Origin of the sequence: Candidatus Kuenenia sp. (assembly GCF_039794105.1) — a bacterium.
Taxonomy (GTDB): domain Bacteria; phylum Planctomycetota; class Brocadiia; order Brocadiales; family Brocadiaceae; genus Kuenenia.
Genome location: NZ_JBDIWA010000049.1, coordinates 1 through 15,492, shown reverse-complemented (window position 1 = coordinate 15,492; position 15,492 = coordinate 1). Strand labels below are relative to the sequence as shown.

At 41.6% G+C, this 15,492-nt stretch carries 12 protein-coding genes and 1 pseudogene; 7 read left to right on the top strand and 6 right to left on the bottom strand.

The annotated features are described in order from the left end of the window. The first annotated feature begins 406 nt into the window (after window positions 1-406). The 5 genes from ABJL82_RS15615 (at window position 407) to ABJL82_RS15595 (ending at window position 5,519) form a co-directional block, all read left to right on the top strand. Window positions 407-1,093 carry an ABC transporter ATP-binding protein gene (locus ABJL82_RS15615; protein WP_347275633.1) on the top strand — a complete coding sequence of 229 codons (687 nt, stop codon included), beginning with the start codon at window positions 407-409 and terminating at the stop codon, window positions 1,091-1,093. Next, window positions 1,068-2,222, top strand: coding sequence for an FtsX-like permease family protein (locus ABJL82_RS15610; protein WP_347275632.1), 1,155 nt, complete (start codon window positions 1,068-1,070; stop codon window positions 2,220-2,222). Before ABJL82_RS15615 ends, ABJL82_RS15610 begins: the two co-directional genes overlap by 26 nt. A 1-nt stretch (window position 2,223) precedes the next feature. Then, window positions 2,224-3,390, top strand: a complete 1,167-nt coding sequence (locus ABJL82_RS15605; protein WP_347275631.1) for an ABC transporter permease — start codon at window positions 2,224-2,226, stop codon at window positions 3,388-3,390. 363 nt (window positions 3,391-3,753) lie between these two features. Continuing rightward, entirely contained in the window at window positions 3,754-3,879 is a 126-nt protein-coding gene (locus ABJL82_RS15600) for a hypothetical protein (protein ID WP_347275630.1), read from the top strand. Window positions 3,880-5,072: 1,193 nt separating this feature from the next. Further along, entirely contained in the window at window positions 5,073-5,519 is a 447-nt protein-coding gene (locus ABJL82_RS15595) for an Hsp20/alpha crystallin family protein (protein WP_347275629.1), read from the top strand. A gap of 184 nt (window positions 5,520-5,703) precedes the next feature. Here the strand turns inward: ABJL82_RS15595 and rsmA are convergent, their stop codons facing one another. From rsmA to ABJL82_RS15565, 6 genes are all read right to left on the bottom strand, one after another. Further along, window positions 5,704-6,618 carry a 16S rRNA (adenine(1518)-N(6)/adenine(1519)-N(6))-dimethyltransferase RsmA gene (gene rsmA / locus ABJL82_RS15590; protein ID WP_347275634.1) on the bottom strand — a complete coding sequence of 305 codons (915 nt, stop codon included), beginning with the start codon at window positions 6,616-6,618 and terminating at the stop codon, window positions 5,704-5,706. Between the two features lie 586 nt (window positions 6,619-7,204). Beyond that, entirely contained in the window at window positions 7,205-8,233 is a 1,029-nt protein-coding gene (gene pdxA, locus ABJL82_RS15585; RefSeq protein WP_347275628.1) for a 4-hydroxythreonine-4-phosphate dehydrogenase PdxA, read from the bottom strand. Window positions 8,234-8,237: 4 nt separating this feature from the next. Continuing rightward, window positions 8,238-8,885 (bottom strand): riboflavin synthase, encoded by a 648-nt coding sequence (locus ABJL82_RS15580; protein ID WP_347275627.1) that lies wholly within the window; start codon window positions 8,883-8,885, stop codon window positions 8,238-8,240. Between the two features lie 67 nt (window positions 8,886-8,952). After that, entirely contained in the window at window positions 8,953-9,630 is a 678-nt protein-coding gene (locus ABJL82_RS15575; protein ID WP_347275626.1) for a phosphatidylserine decarboxylase family protein, read from the bottom strand. Between the two features lie 125 nt (window positions 9,631-9,755). Beyond that, a complete protein-coding gene (locus ABJL82_RS15570) occupies window positions 9,756-11,681 on the bottom strand; it encodes an aconitate hydratase (RefSeq protein ID WP_347275625.1) in 1,926 nt (641 codons plus the stop codon). 154 nt (window positions 11,682-11,835) lie between these two features. Continuing rightward, window positions 11,836-13,050 (bottom strand): NapC/NirT family cytochrome c, encoded by a 1,215-nt coding sequence (locus tag ABJL82_RS15565; RefSeq protein WP_347275624.1) that lies wholly within the window; start codon window positions 13,048-13,050, stop codon window positions 11,836-11,838. Between the two features lie 555 nt (window positions 13,051-13,605). Here ABJL82_RS15565 and ABJL82_RS15560 point away from each other — a divergent pair. Further along, a pseudogene (locus tag ABJL82_RS15560) lies at window positions 13,606-13,761 on the top strand (IS630 family transposase); the annotation flags it as partial. Between the two features lie 186 nt (window positions 13,762-13,947). After that, window positions 13,948-15,225 (top strand): DNA polymerase IV, encoded by a 1,278-nt coding sequence (gene dinB, locus ABJL82_RS15555; RefSeq protein ID WP_347275623.1) that lies wholly within the window; start codon window positions 13,948-13,950, stop codon window positions 15,223-15,225. The last annotated feature ends 267 nt before the right edge of the window (window positions 15,226-15,492 follow it).

The window sequence follows — 15,492 nt, the reverse complement described above, 5'->3', positions numbered from 1 at the left end:
CAATTCTGCTATAAGAAATGGAAGAAAATTTCCAAGAAATATTCAACCACGCAAAAAAATATTTGCTTTCCCTTATAAACCAATTTCTTAACTTAATGACATTGGTTTGCAACCTGAACCTATGCGTATAATAAGGCCATGTACTGCGGTAAAATTCCAATGCCCAAATCCCCTGTTTGGAATCTTGAATTTATTTGTCATTTGTTCTGTTAACAGAAGGCTGGATTGAACGTATAAAACGTTTGGTTCAGGTTGCAAACCTGAACCCGCGAATGTAGTTTCCAGTGCCATTACGTTCCCAAACATGAATTTGGAAACGAGTTGTGCTTTGGCAGTTTAATAGATTACGCTGAATAGTTACATTATACATCTTTCTAAAACCTTATTTGTTTGACTATTTGATTCGATGGTATCTGTTCAAAATGTGACAAAAACCTATAAGAGGGGAAACGAGGTAATAAGCGTATTAAAAGACATTTCCCTGAATATCGGACAAGGCGAATATTTGGCGCTTATGGGGCCTTCAGGTTCAGGGAAAAGCACGCTCCTGAACCTTATTGCCGGACTTGATCGTGCAGACGCCGGTTCGATAGAAGTAGACGGCATAGATATCGCCATGTTATCAGAATCCGAACTCGCGCGGTGGCGCGCTGCTAATGTGGGGTTTATCTTCCAGTTTTACAATCTCATTCCAGTTCTTACGGCATATGAAAATGTTGAATTGCCCCTTATCCTCACCAGCCTTTCCGGCAGAGAACGAAAAGAACATGTGTATACCGCTTTAAAAGCCGTAAATATGGAAGACCGGCTGCGGCATTATCCTTCCCAACTCTCCGGAGGACAACAACAGAGGGTTGCGATTGCGAGGGCAATCGTAACAGACCCGGCGATACTTGTCGCCGATGAACCGACCGGAGACCTGGACAGGGTTTCTGCGGAAATAGTGCTTGAGCTTATGGATCGTTTAAACAAGGATATGGGAAAAACCATTATCATGGTAACCCATGATCCCTGGGCGGGAAACAGGGCGCATAACATGAAGCATCTTGACAAGGGAGTCCTGAGCAATGATGATCAAGATTCTCATTCGTAACGCCTTCAGGCATAAACTCCGCAGTGTTTTAACCATAGCGGGCATAGCAATCGCCGTGTTAGCCTATGGATTACTTCACACCGTAATTGACGCATGGTATGCCGGGGTTGCGGCTTCATCTGCAAACCGGCTAGTCACGAGGAATTCAATATCGCTTGTTTTCCGTCTACCGCTTTCCTATCGCGAAAAAATCCGCTCTGCCGATGGCGTCAAAATAGTTTCCTATGGCAATTGGTTTGGCGGATATTATAAAGATGAAAAAGACTTTTTCGCAAACTTCGCCGTGGAACCCGTCTCATATCTTAAACTCTATCCCGAATACAAAATATCTGAAAATGAAACGACTTCGTTCCTCAAAAACAGAAAAGGCTGCCTTGTTGGAAAGAAATTGGCCGACAGATTTGGCTGGGCAGTTGGGGATAGCATTACATTGGTTGGCACCATTTACCCGGGGAAATGGGAATTTGTCTTAAGCGCTGTCTATGAGGGGAAACATAAAAATGTGGACGAGACCATGTTCTTTTTCCATTGGGATTATTTTAATGAAACAATGAAGAAGGTGAGACCCTTTTCAGCAGATAATGTAGGATTTTATATTATTGGCATCGATAGACCCGAAAATGCCGCCGGCATTGCAGAGGCTATTGATGCTATGTTTAAAAATTCACTGGCGGAAACGCTTACCGAAACGGAAAAGGCATTTCAACTCGGATTTGTAGCCATGAGCGAAGCCATCCTTAAAGCGGTTCAACTGGTTTCATTTGTGATTATTGTGATTATTCTCATTGTTGTCGCAAACACTATGGTAATGTCTGTGCGCGAACGCACTGCGGAGTATGCGATATTTAAAACCATAGGTTTTTCAGGCGGATATATTGCTACGCTTATCATTGGGGAGTCTATGATGATTACACTAATCGGAGGGATACTGGGCATATCTGCAACATATCCGGCGGCTATTGCATTTTCAAATGCCGTAGGGACTTATTTCCCGGTATTTAATATCACCGGAAAAACTATTTTTATGGATGCGGTTGTTATCATAATCGTAGGTCTATCTGCCGGCATACTTCCTGCGTGGAGGGCAATGAGTGTGCGAATATCCGAAGGGCTGAGAAAGATAGGGTGAAATGAGACTCCTTTTTTTTTATAGTTTTCGCAATTTATTGACCCGCCGGGTGACTACCGCGCTAACCGCATCAGGCATGGCGCTGGTTGTATTCGTCTTTGCCGCAATCATTATGCTCGCAGAAGGACTGCAAAAAACCCTTATCGAAACAGGGTCATACAATAATATTGTTGTGCTTAGAAAGTCCTCGTCTACAGAGGTGCAAAGCATCATCGAAAGATATCAGGCGTCTATTATTGAAACGCAGCCGGAAGTGGCATTGGATGAAAACGGGCGCAGGGTGTTTGCAAAAGAACTGGTGGTTTTAATTACTCTTCAAAAAAAAGGAAGCAGCAGTTCTGCAAATGTTGTTATCCGTGGGATTGGCAATGCCTCTGTCGATATGCGGCCCCAGGTAAAACTTTCGGCAGGCAGGCTGCCTCTTATGGGAACATCAGAAATAATTGTAGGAAATAGCGTGGCAAAACGGTTTAAAAATGCAGGGTTGGGCGATTCGATATTTTTTGCAATGCGGTCATGGAAGGTTGTAGGGATTTTTGACGCGGGCGATACCGGGTTCAGTTCTGAAATATGGGGAGACGCCAATCAGTTTATGCAGGCTTTTCGAAGAAACGCATATTCATCTCTTATTTTTCGCGCGCAGGACGATGCTTCCTTGCAGAAATTACAACGCCGTATTGAAAACGATCCGCGGTTGACCTTCGATGCGATGATTGAAGTAGATTATTACAAAAAACAGTCCGAGATGATGGCAAAGTTTTTAAGAATATTGGGTATTTCACTTACCGCGATATTTTCAATCGGGGCGGTAATTGGCGCAATGGTTACCATGTACTCGGCAGTAGCGAACCGCACTTCAGAAATTGGCACATTGCGTGCGTTGGGCTTTGGCAGAGTAAATATCCTTATGGCATTTCTTTTGGAGTCGATTATTCTTGGTTTTTTAGGGGGATGTACCGGATTGTTTTTTGCTTCCGTGTTGCAGTTTATCAGTGTATCGACAACCAATTTTCAGACATTTTCAGAACTCGCCTTCCGCTTCAGGCTTAGTCCGGGAATTATTCTCAAGGCAATGGCATTTGCGCTCCTTATGGGATTTTTCTGCGGCATACTGCCTGCATTTCGTGCATCACGTATGAACATCGTGGAGTCCCTCAGAGAGGTATGAATCATAGTTTGGATGCCCGCAATTTGTGCTTGAACAACAAAGGGAGTATTCCCATGTTTAGGTCTTACGAAAAAACAAAACACCGCTTTGAAAAACATATCTCCAAATGGATACCCCCTTTTGCGTGTATTGACAAATTTAATGAATAGTAAATAATAAATATCGTAATGTGCCATCCTGAAGAAAAGCATGTTGTGTTGGAGAAAAAACGACATAACATAATTTTTTAGCGGTGAATTAAAAAAGAGCTGTGGGTAAAAAGCCGCAAAACAAACCCGCCCATGGGTACTTGTTTATGGCAAGGCACATGTTTAATCAAATGGGAAGAAGATGTTGACAATTTAACCCCGAAGGAGGTGTATAATGGTAGAAAACAAATTGCAAAAATACGAAGCACCAAAAATAGAGACCTATACGGATGAGGAACTTTTGGAGAAACTGGGATCTGCCCATACCGGTTATGCACGTTGTACGAGACAGTTCGAGTGATCTTCGTATTCGATCTCATTGCCTATGCTGGTTATGGGCATAGTAAGAAGTATCAGACAGATGTACCGTCTGTCATTATAAATTCGTTCAAAATGAAAACCCACAGCTCTTATAGTTAATCGTAATAGGGATTTCACCGGAAAATTAATCTTTATCCTCAAGTAAACTATTCAGCGTAAACATTACAGTCGAACCCCGGCTCGTTCCCAAACCATGTGCTGAGCCTGCCGAAGTATCGCTTTGAGAACACACTTATCCGGGATACTCCGGTTTCTCATGCAGGTTCAGGGCTTGCAACCCATAGTTTAACGTTTAGAACCTTAGCTCTTTAAAAACAGACAACCCAACGGATACACCCATTTGTGTGTATTGACAAATCTAATAAATAGTAAATAATAGATGTTTTAATGTGCCGTCCTAAAGAAAGGCATGTTGTGTTGTAGAAAAAACGACATAACATAATTTCTTAGCGGTGAATTAATAAAGAGCTGTGGGTAAAAAACCGCAAAACAAACCCACCCATGGGTACTTGTTTATGGCAAAGCACATGTTTAATAAAATGGGAAGAAGATGTTGACAATTTAACCCCTAAGGAGGTGTAGAATGGTAGAAAACACATTGCAAAAATACGAAGCACCAAAAATAGAGACATATACGGATGAGGAACTTTTGGAGAAACTGGGATCGGCCCATACTGGTTATGCACGTTGTACCAGGTAAGTAGCAATAAGTATCAGGCGGATATGTGCCGTCTGTCATTATAAATTCGTATAAAATGAAAACCCACAGCTCTTATAATTAATCGTAATAGGGATTTCGTCTGAAAATCAATCTTTATCCTCAGTTGTGATTGTTTCAGAGGAGATATTTTTACCTGTAATTGTCTTTCCGGTCTTTTTGCTTTTCGCCATTTCTGGTAGTAAAGCAACGAGAAATCTTTCACTTAGGGCAGGCATAAAGGTAAAAATACTTTTTCCGGGAAACAATACAATCGTTTTTTACTGCGAATATTAAATCTACTGTCAATATGGCAGCACATATTTGAGCCGATTAAAATATACCCTGATTCACAATGTTTGATTTCCAAAAGACTTATATCTGTCACACCCACCAACCATACTATTAGGCACGAATATTGCGCGAAGTACCAGTAGTAATTTTACTTTACTGGTTTTTTTATAGGAGGATATTCTATGGCTAAGGACTTAATGAAGTGGACGAATGTATCATCTCTTCAGAACGAGATAAATCGCATGTTTGACCAATTCTTTAGGGGTTGGGACTTTTCAGGGTTCGGTCAGGAAGCCGGAACGTGGTCTCCAAGCATCGACCTTGCAGAGACAGACGAAAGCGTTGTCGTAAAAGCTGAGATTCCCGGTATAGACCCAAAAGAGGTTAACATTTCAATACAAGATAATAATTTAATCATAAAGGGAGAGAAAAAAGAAGAAAAGGAAGAAAAGGGGAAAAACTATTACCGTATGGAAAGAAGCTATGGCAGATTCTCCCGTTCCGTAGAGCTTCCCGCTTCTGTAGACATGGAGAAAGTAAACGCAGAGTGCAAAAATGGCGTTCTTGAAATTACGCTTCCGAAAAAAGAAGAGGTACGTCCGAAGCAGATCTCTGTAAAAGTCAGTTAAAGTACATTTTGCATTTGACAACTCACAAAAACAAATTTTCCACACTTGGTGTGTCGAAAAGGTTTAAAGGCACTGGGGTTAAGGATTTGTAATACTGCTTAAAGATGTATATTTGCCGAAAAAAGGGACAGGTTTTAGACCTGTCCCTTTTTTCGTACTAGCTATTTGTTTTTAGCGACACATTTCAAAAGGTAAGAGTGTTAGCACGGGATATTATCTGAAAGAGAGTCTCTGTTAAATGGATTAATTGTTCCGGATCTAACATTTCTCCCCGAATGTTTTCGTTCAACTGCATGGCAGCAAGTATTCGTTTCAATTCACTTCTTGAAACGCCTGGCAGTTTCAATTTTTCAATGCTGTTCAGCAGTGTTTTGCGTCTTGACGTAAATATGGCATAAATGATTTTTATAAAGAATGGATAATCGGTTATTTTGTTTGCATATTTTGCCCGGTGAACAGACATTTTTACGATAGCGGAAGATACTTCCGGCCTTGGCCAGAATACTTCCGGCGGCAATGTTTTCATGAGTTCAACTTCCGAAAACAGTTGCGTAATAACAGAGAGGATTCCATATTCCCTGGAACCTGGAGCGGCTGTCAAACGCTCGGTAATTTCTTTTTGTAACATCAGTACCATAAGGCTGATTGGCAGGTCACTTTCCAAAAGATTAATAATAACAGGTGTGCTTATGTTATAGGGGAGGTTGGAAACTACTTTGAAGGCAGTATGATTATTTGTTGCAAGCCAGCCGGATATCCTCGTAACGATTTCCGCATTGAGTTTGTGTTTAGATTGTAATATGTCGGCGTTAATAATAGTAATGTTTTTATAAAATTTGAGAATTTCCGAGGATAAATCGAAGAGTTTGTTGTCGATTTCCACCGTGAATACATGGCACGCCTTTTCCGCCAGATACCTTGTCAAACTTCCTGTTCCCGTCCCAATTTCCAATACCACATCGTCTTTTTGCAAAGAAGCACTATTGGCAATGTAAGAGAGGATATTCTGGTCAATAAGAATGTGCTGCCCGTACTTTTTATTGAGAACGACGCCTTTTCTGGCAAAGAGTTTCCGTAAAAAGTCCGGTGTGTGAGGAATAATAGTATTTTCTTCCAGCGTGGTATCCTCTTATAGAATATTCCTATGGCCCGCAACAATATGACACGGGTTTATCCGGATAAACATAGTAACTATTCAGCGTAATCTATTAAACTACCGGAGCACAACTCGCTCCCAAACTCCTTTTCGGAAACGTAATGGCGCTGGAAACTACATGCGCGGGTTCAGGTTTGTAACCTGAACCAAACGTTTTATACTTTAAATCCAGCTTTTTATTAGGGGAACAAATGACAAATAAATTCCAGCTTCCAAACAGGGATTTTGTGATTTGGGCATTGGAATTTTGCCGGAGTACATTGCCCCATTATACGCATAAACTCATGGGTTCAGGTTGCAACCCAATGTCATTAAGTTAAGGATATTTGATCAAAAAACAACCCCCTTTATCCCCCTTTTTTAAGGGGAACTTTTATGGCAGGCTGCTTAACTTAATGACATTGGGTTGCAAACCTGAACCCGCCAGGCGTCGTGTAATGGTTTACGCTGAATAGTTACTAAACATAAATAAAATTAGTATGGTAGGCGGTAGTTTTTTTACTACCTCCTGCCACAACTTATTGAGAAGTTACACCTTTCCTTCACATTTTGCCATCATTATTGCCGTCATTATTGCCTCCCTCATTGAATCAGGGTTTGCAATGCCTTTGCCTGCAATATCGTAGGCGGTGCCGTGGTCAGGCGATGTCCTGATGAACGGAATTCCCAGTGTAATGTTTACTCCTGTTTCAAAGGCATGCAGTTTCAAAGGGATTGCGCCCTGGTCATGATACATGGATACCACCAAATCGTACCGACCCTTTAACGCCTTATAAAACACGGTATCTGCGGAAACCGGGCCGTAGCATTCGACGCCTAGTTTCTTTGCCTTTTTTACCGCAGGGACTATAATATTTTTTTCTTCATTTCCAAAAATCCCCTCTTCACCAGCATGGGGATTAACGCCGCAAACGGCTATCCTTGGGTTTCTTGGAGTAAAATATTTTTTCAGATATGTATTGCAGATGGTAATTGTCTCAAGAACGTTTTTAACCGTAATACTCTGAGAAACCTCATGCAGGGCAATATGGGTAGTAACAAAGGCAACCCTTAACGAACCGCCAATCATAAGCATCACAACGCGTTTTACTTTCGAGAGGTCACGTAATATTTCCGTATGGCCGGGATATTGATAGCCTGCCATGTGAATAGCTTCTTTACATATCGGCGCTGTAACGAGGGCATTGATTTTTCCCTGTAAGGCAAGGTCGATGCCTTTTTTTATCCATTGGAAAGATAATTCTCCCCCTTCCGCCGTGGGGAGCCTTTTTTTTATAAGATTGAGGTCAAAATGTTCAGAAGATAGCAGTGATATTGGAGTGGATACGCGCTCTATATCCGTCTCAAGTGAAACAACGCGGTATCGAAAGGGGATTTTTAAAGATTGCGCCGTACTGTCTAATACAGCCTGATTCCCTATTATTATATAGTTTGCAGCACGTTTTAATGCGGAAGATGCGAGGGAACGGACAATGATTTCCGGTCCAATACCGCAAGGGTCCCCCATGGTAATGCCAATAAGCAGTTTTGGTTTTTTATTTATATGCAAGGCATTCATTTTATTATGCAAAACCTTGTTCTATTAACTTATCCATGGTAAGAACACTCTTTTTCCCTGCAAAATTATTTTCTAAAAGTTTATTTATCCATTTTCCCATCATATCTATTTCAATGTTTACATTGTCGCCCGGTTTTTTATAACCCAACGTGGTTGAAGCAAGTGTGTGGGGAATGATGGCCACGGAGAAAGCGAGTTCTTTTACCTCAAAATTTGTTAAACTTATGCCGTCTATTGCCACGGAACCTTTTTCAATCAACATGCCGGTAAATCTCTTATCCGTTGAAAAAGTTATGAGACATTGCTCCGCAATGTGTTTCTTTTCTTTTATCGTGCCAATGCCGTCCACATGCCCAGTTACAAAATGTCCTCCCAGCCGGTCGCCAATCCTTAGCGCTCTCTCAATATTCACCATTTCCCTGCTTCGTAACAACCCTATTGTAGTTTTTTTTAGCGTCTCATCTGAAACATCAAAACTAACCACATTGCCATGGATTGTTTTTACGGTAAGGCATACACCATTTACGGAAATACTTTCGCCAATTACAAGATTATCGTAAAAACCTCCCAAATCTAAAAACAATTCTGCTCCGTGTGGAGAAGTGGAGAGTTTATTTACCACAACCAGATGTTCTATAATTCCGGTAAACATAACGGCGTCTTATAATAGAAAGAATGACAAAAAGTATGAAATAAATTTCGATAAAAAAGTACGGGTTTTATTCTGCCGCAGAGGCGCCATTCCCGTACATTTTCCCCAATATTGTTATCCCGGCGGTTACTTTTTCACCTACCGTTACCATTGGTTCGAACGGAATGGTTTTGGGAACGAATACTTCTACCCGTGAGCCAAACTTTATCATGCCAAAACGCTCGCCTTGCTGCATAACATCGCCGATTTTGCAGGCACATACAATACGTCTGGCAATCCTGCCGGCAATTTGTTTTACCGTGATGTTCCCTTTCTTTTCTGCCAGCGATAACCCAACCACATTGTTTTCGTTACTACTGAAACATTCGTCATCCCTGGCATCCAGAAATTTACCGGGGATATGTTTGATAAATTCCACGGTTCCATACGCCGGTATACGATTAACATGAACATTGGTGACTGACATGAAAATACTTATTTTTATTGAGTCACATTTCAGATAATGTTCTTCAAAAACAGGAATAATATGCGTGACAACACCATCCGCCGGAGCAATGACAAGTCCCTTGCCTTGCGGTGTGATTCGTTCGGGATCCCGAAAAAAATTAAGCAGGAATAACAAAAAAAACAAGGGAATCGTCACGACCCAGGGGAAAAGAATAATGGAAAAATACATTCCGGCAATGCAGGGTATGCCAAAAAGCACAAGTTCCCTTATGCCATATTTTGTTAAAGAGATACGCATAGTGTATTACAATGTATTTGAATGAAAAGATGAGATATTCAGCACGAATATCCTCGCAAAATGGAGATGAATTAATATTTTAACAAGGCAATGCGTTATTGAATTCAATGCACTTTTATATTAGGTTAATTTTTTTGTGCCTGGTAATTTAACAGGCCTCCTGCGAAAAGGATATCAATTTCGCGGGATGATAACAGGTGCGTTACCTTGATTTCCTTATTTTTTGTTCGGTTATGAACAACAAGAATGCCACCGGGTTTTAATTGCTTCTTAATATCCACCAATTCTAAACTATCTCCCTGGTCCAGCACAAGGTAATCATTTTCATCGGTAAAGGTTAATGGCAATATGCCAAAATTAACTAGATTTGACCGGTGAATGCGCGCAAAAGATTTTGCAATAACAGCTTTCACACCCAAATACATCGGGGCAAGCGCTGCATGTTCCCTGCTGGAACCTTGTCCGTAATTTATGCCGCCGACCAAAAAACCGCCGCCTTTTTCTTTTGCCCGTTTTGCAAACTCTTTGTCAACTTTTTCAAACACAAATTCTGAAATAGCGGGAATATTTGATCTCAGGGGCAAGACCTTGGCGCCTGCCGGCATAATGTGGTCGGTGGTGATATTATCCCCTAGTTTCAAAAGGACTTCGCCATGCAACGTATCCGGCATGGGTTCTTTTTTAGGTAAAGGTTTAATATTAGGTCCTCTGATTATGGTTATTTGTGCAGGATTTTCAGAAGGGGGGATTATCATGCTGTCATCTATTAAAAATGTTTTCGGATCTTTAATGGTAATGGGCATGCCGTAATCCCTTGGATCGCTAATCACACCTCTTATTGCAGTAATGACCGCGGTTTCCGGACTTACCAGATATACTTTTGCGTCATGGGTTCCGCTTCGTCCCTCAAAATTTCTGTTAAATGTCCGGACAGTGACGCCTCCCGAAGGCGGTGCTTGTCCCATTCCGATACATGGTCCGCAAGCAACATCCAATATCCTTGCCCCGGCGGCAATTATATCTGTCAATGCCCCGTTTTTCGATATCATTTCCAGTACCTGCCGTGATCCGGGGGAGATGGTTAGGCTGACGTCCGGATGAACTTCTTTCCCTTTTAACATTGCCGCTGCTACCATTAAATCGTGATAAGATGAATTTGTGCAACTGCCTATGCAAACCTGATGTACCATTGTCCCCTGGATTTCTCTCACCTTACATACGTTATCCGGACTGTGCGGCCGCGCTGCCATTGGTTCCAGGGATGAAAGATCGATTTCAACCACTTCGTCATACTGTGCGTTTGCGCTCGCCTTTAAAGGCTGCCAAACATCTTCCCGCCCCTGCATTTTTAAATATTTTTTTGTCTGAGCGTCACTAGGGAAAATTGAGGTAAGGGCGCCAAGCTCAGCGCCCATATTAGTAATAGTTGCACGTTCTGTTACCGTAAGCGTTTTGACTCCCTCTCCGCCATATTCAAAGATTTTTCCGACGCCGCCTTTTACCGTAAGTCTTCTTAATAATTCAAGGATTACATCTTTTGCTGTAACCCAGGGGGACAAGGCCCCTGAGAGTTTTACCAATACAATTTCCGGCATTGAGAAATAAAATGGTCCTCCGGCCATTGCAATTGCAACGTCAAGTCCGCCCGCCCCAATAGAAAGCATCCCCAACCCGCCGCTAGTAGGCGTATGGCTATCGGAACCCAACAACGTTCCGCCAGGCACTGCGAAACGTTCGAGGTGTACCTGGTGGCAAATACCATTTCCAGGTTTGGAATAGTATATGCCATATTTGCTTGCAAAGCTTTGCAAAAACAAATGATCATCAAAGTTTTCAAATCCGGCCTGCAGCATATTATGATCAACGTAACTCACCGATAGCTTCGTTTTAACTCTCGCCAGCCCCATTGCTTCAAATTGCAAATATGCCATTGTACCTGTTGCATCCTGTGTAAGGGTTTGATCAATAACAATCGCAATCTCGGTTTTTGCCTTTAGTCTGCCGGAAACAAGATGTGAACTTAAAATTTTTTGAACTATATTTTTTCCCATAATTATCCCCCCCAAATGTAGAAAAAAACGGGTAAAACACTGATATATTGTATCTTATATATATAAAAAAGTAAGCCGTATAATAAAAAATCCCACCTTTATAAGGGTGGGATTTTTCGTGACTAATTTGAATAAGATTTAACATGTAAACCTATTAATGTTTTTCCGGTACTTTTACTAACCCGTGCCCCCCGAAAAGTAGCACATCGATTTCCTGAGGGATTGATATTTTATTAAAATTATGGGATTTATTAGGACCATGACATGTCTGACATTTCACCAGATCATTAGAGATTAATCTCTGATTACGCATCTTTTGCACCTTTCCAAAAATGGAATTTTCGCTTGAATCTAATTGGGAATGTTCCGGCCCGCCAACATGGCATTTTTCACACGCATCATAAGCCTTCGCTTCGGCGGTAGAAAATTTATGGCTTCCGTGACATGCATTGCAACTTCCACCAACCCTGTCGTCTTCATACGTTAAACCCAGCTTATGACACTCTCTGCATCCTTCCATTCCAAGCTGCCTTGTAGTAACCACATCATACGTACCGCCAAATGCCACCGTACGTCCCTGCAGGTGAGAACTTTCCTGGAATTCTGTAAATTGAGACATGTGGCATTCTCCACAAGCGCTGGCCGACACACGACCGTGCTGCTTCGCGATATGCCCATGGTCATCGCCATGACAGCTAATACAGGTAACCCCTTTTGCAGCATGAGGGCTTCCAGTCCATTGCTTTACAACATCGGGAGTAGCTATCTTATGGCATGCAAAACAATCCGTTTCTTTATATTTGCCATAGGGCTTCACCTTTTTCTCGGCATAAAGCTCGTAAAGGTCTCCTGGCATGTGCGGATGCGCAACGCCTAAATGACAATCGGTACACATTAATTTTTCGAGTTCCCGGCCATCCTTACTACGCTTGCTACTCTTTGAAACAAACTCAATATGGGTCTTGTCTTTTGTAAACCCTTCCTCGTGGCAACGTTCGCAATTGTCATTTATTATCTCTAAGCTGTCTTCGGCAACCTCAATGAGCGAACCGTCGGAAAAGGCTTGAAATGAATGCATTAAGGAATCATGCGTTCCATCGCTTAACTTTGCGTGTGCGTAACCTTTCAGCCCAGGCCCCACATGACATGCGTGGCAATGCTCGACATGTTCATTATTATGTTTAGACGCCATAAAGGATTCGTAATGGATATCCATTTCATGGCAGCTTGCACAAAACTCATTTGTCTCTGAATAGTGGTATACTTTATTTAACGTAACGAAAAAAACAACTAGAACAATTATGGTGAAGAAGCCTACCAGCTTTTTTCTTCGCTTAATAAACTCTATCAACTGCTTCAACCGCGCCATAGATACCTCCTAAATTTTGTTTAATGAAATCTGCTGCTTTTATATAAAACAATTAGCGTCTAAATTACAATAGTATTAATCATTGAACGGTATACGCAACGTCTAAAAAGCTCTATAACCCATAACTACATCCGCTACAACGATAGATGACAATATAGTGTTTTCACTACAAGGTAACCACCTCAAAACACACAAAAATCTAAGGGATTCTACCACAAACTATTTTTATGTTCAAGTCATTTTTTAATTAGTCTGAAGGCCGGAATCACATAACAAAAGCACGGTAATTATGATGATTTTACTACCTTCCCGGGAATTTCTTTGCATTTTTTGACAAAATATTTAACTGTTACCTCTGCCGGAGTACTAGACACGAAACAAGCCTGATTAATTTCAATAATTTGACTAATGACTTTAATTCTAAATTGAGCACGGCACAAAGCACCAATGCGTTAAAAGAGTTAAAATGGTTAGAAGAGTTTTTAAAACGTATATACTCAAACGGATTGAAAATTCAATGTTGATAGCTTCTTTATTATGTTAAACTACCGACCTATGAAAATAACCCTAACCGAAGAGCAAAAGACGGAAGAGCAGCAAAAAACCGAAAGAGATCGTAGAATATGTGACCGGATAACGGCTGTATTATTGACTAGCGAAGGCTGTACTCTAAAGCAAATAGCACAGGCATTACGCATACAAGAAACCACGGCATTGAGACACTTAAAGGCGAGAGCGTAATGACAAAATGATTTGAAATGCTAAATGAGCGTATTTTTCTTATTTTTTGCTTTGCATTGCTGGATGTTTTGGATTTGTTTTGAATTTTATGCTTTATAATTATAATTTGTTAAGGTACGAAAGCGTTGCCATAAGGATTTCCAGGAGTATTTTCAGGTGAAACCCTCACAGGTCAATGGCTCACAAAGAACCATTATGCATATCGACATGGATGCCTTCTTTGCCTCCGTTGAGCAGCAGATAAACCCATCATTGCGGGGAAAACCCATTGCGGTGGTCGGTTCCAATGAAAGAACGGTCGTTACCACGTCTTCTTATGAAGCACGGGAATACGGCGTCAAAACGGGTATGACTAAATACGAGGCGAAACGGCTGTGTCCTCATATTATACTGGTGGAAGGTAATACCGGCCGCTATACAGATACCTGCCGCAGGCTCGTAGAGATATATTCGCACTACACCCCCGTTATTGAAGTATATTCTGTCGACGAGGTATTCCTTGATATTGCCGGTTCTATTCCTCTTTTTAATAGCGCAGAGGATATTGCAAAGAAAATAAAACAGGATATCCACAAACACCTTGGAAGATTGACCTGCTCCATCGGCATTGCCCCAAACAAACTCCTGGCAAAACTTGCCAGCGACATGAAAAAACCCGACGGGCTTTTTATTATAAAAGAAAAAGACGTCCGTTCATTGCTGGAAAACTTACCGGTACAGAACCTCTGGGGAATCGGTCCAAAACTGGCAAAACACCTGGCCTCTATTGGAATCACCACATGCGGAGAACTCGGGCAGGCACAGGTAACGCAGTTAAAACACACATTCGGCATTATCGGCGAACGCTTGGCACTCATAGCGCAGGGGATTGATGATAGTCCCGTAATACCGTCGGAAAAAGAATCTGACGCAAAATCGGTAGGCCACAGCATGACCCTTGAAAAAGACATCAGCGATAAGGAAACCATTGAAAGACTTATTCTTCAATTGTCAGAAATGGTTGGCCGGAGAATGCGCAAAGGGGGGTATTCCGGCAGAACGGTAGCCCTCACCATCCGCTATTCGGATTTCAGCACCCTTAGCAAAAGGAAAACCATCGGAACGTCAATAAATGACGGATTAAATATTTATCTCGTTGCCTGTGATATATTGAATGCTATCAGGCCTTGCCACCCGGTACGGTTACTAGGAGTATGCGTAAGCAACCTGCACAAGGATTATACACAAATACCCCTTTTTCCGGCAGAAAGGACAAAGCAAAAAGTTGTGCGTGTTATGGACGAGATAAACAACCGTTACGGGGAATTCAGCATCACTTCCGGCACGCTATTGAATCGCTACCACCACAAAGGAGTCATCTCTCCTGCATGGAGGCCAAAAGGTATTAAATGCATCAATCTTGCCAATCATACGGGGAAAAAGAAACCGTCATAATTTAGCATATTTCAGGAGACAATTGTAAGCTGTGACGAATTTTTTAATCTGTGCAATCTGTGCAATCTGTGTAATCTGTGGTTCCCCTTTCGGATTTCATGTTTTGTGATTCATGCTTGTTCGGTAAACATGCAAATCCTCTGGAAACACAAAGAGCCGGGAAGTGGTTTTGCCACTTTTTCCCGGCTCTTCGCTTGTTCTACTTCTTACTACTTACCGCAACTATAAGAAACGCTGTTAATAACCTCTCTTATTTTACAAGATATC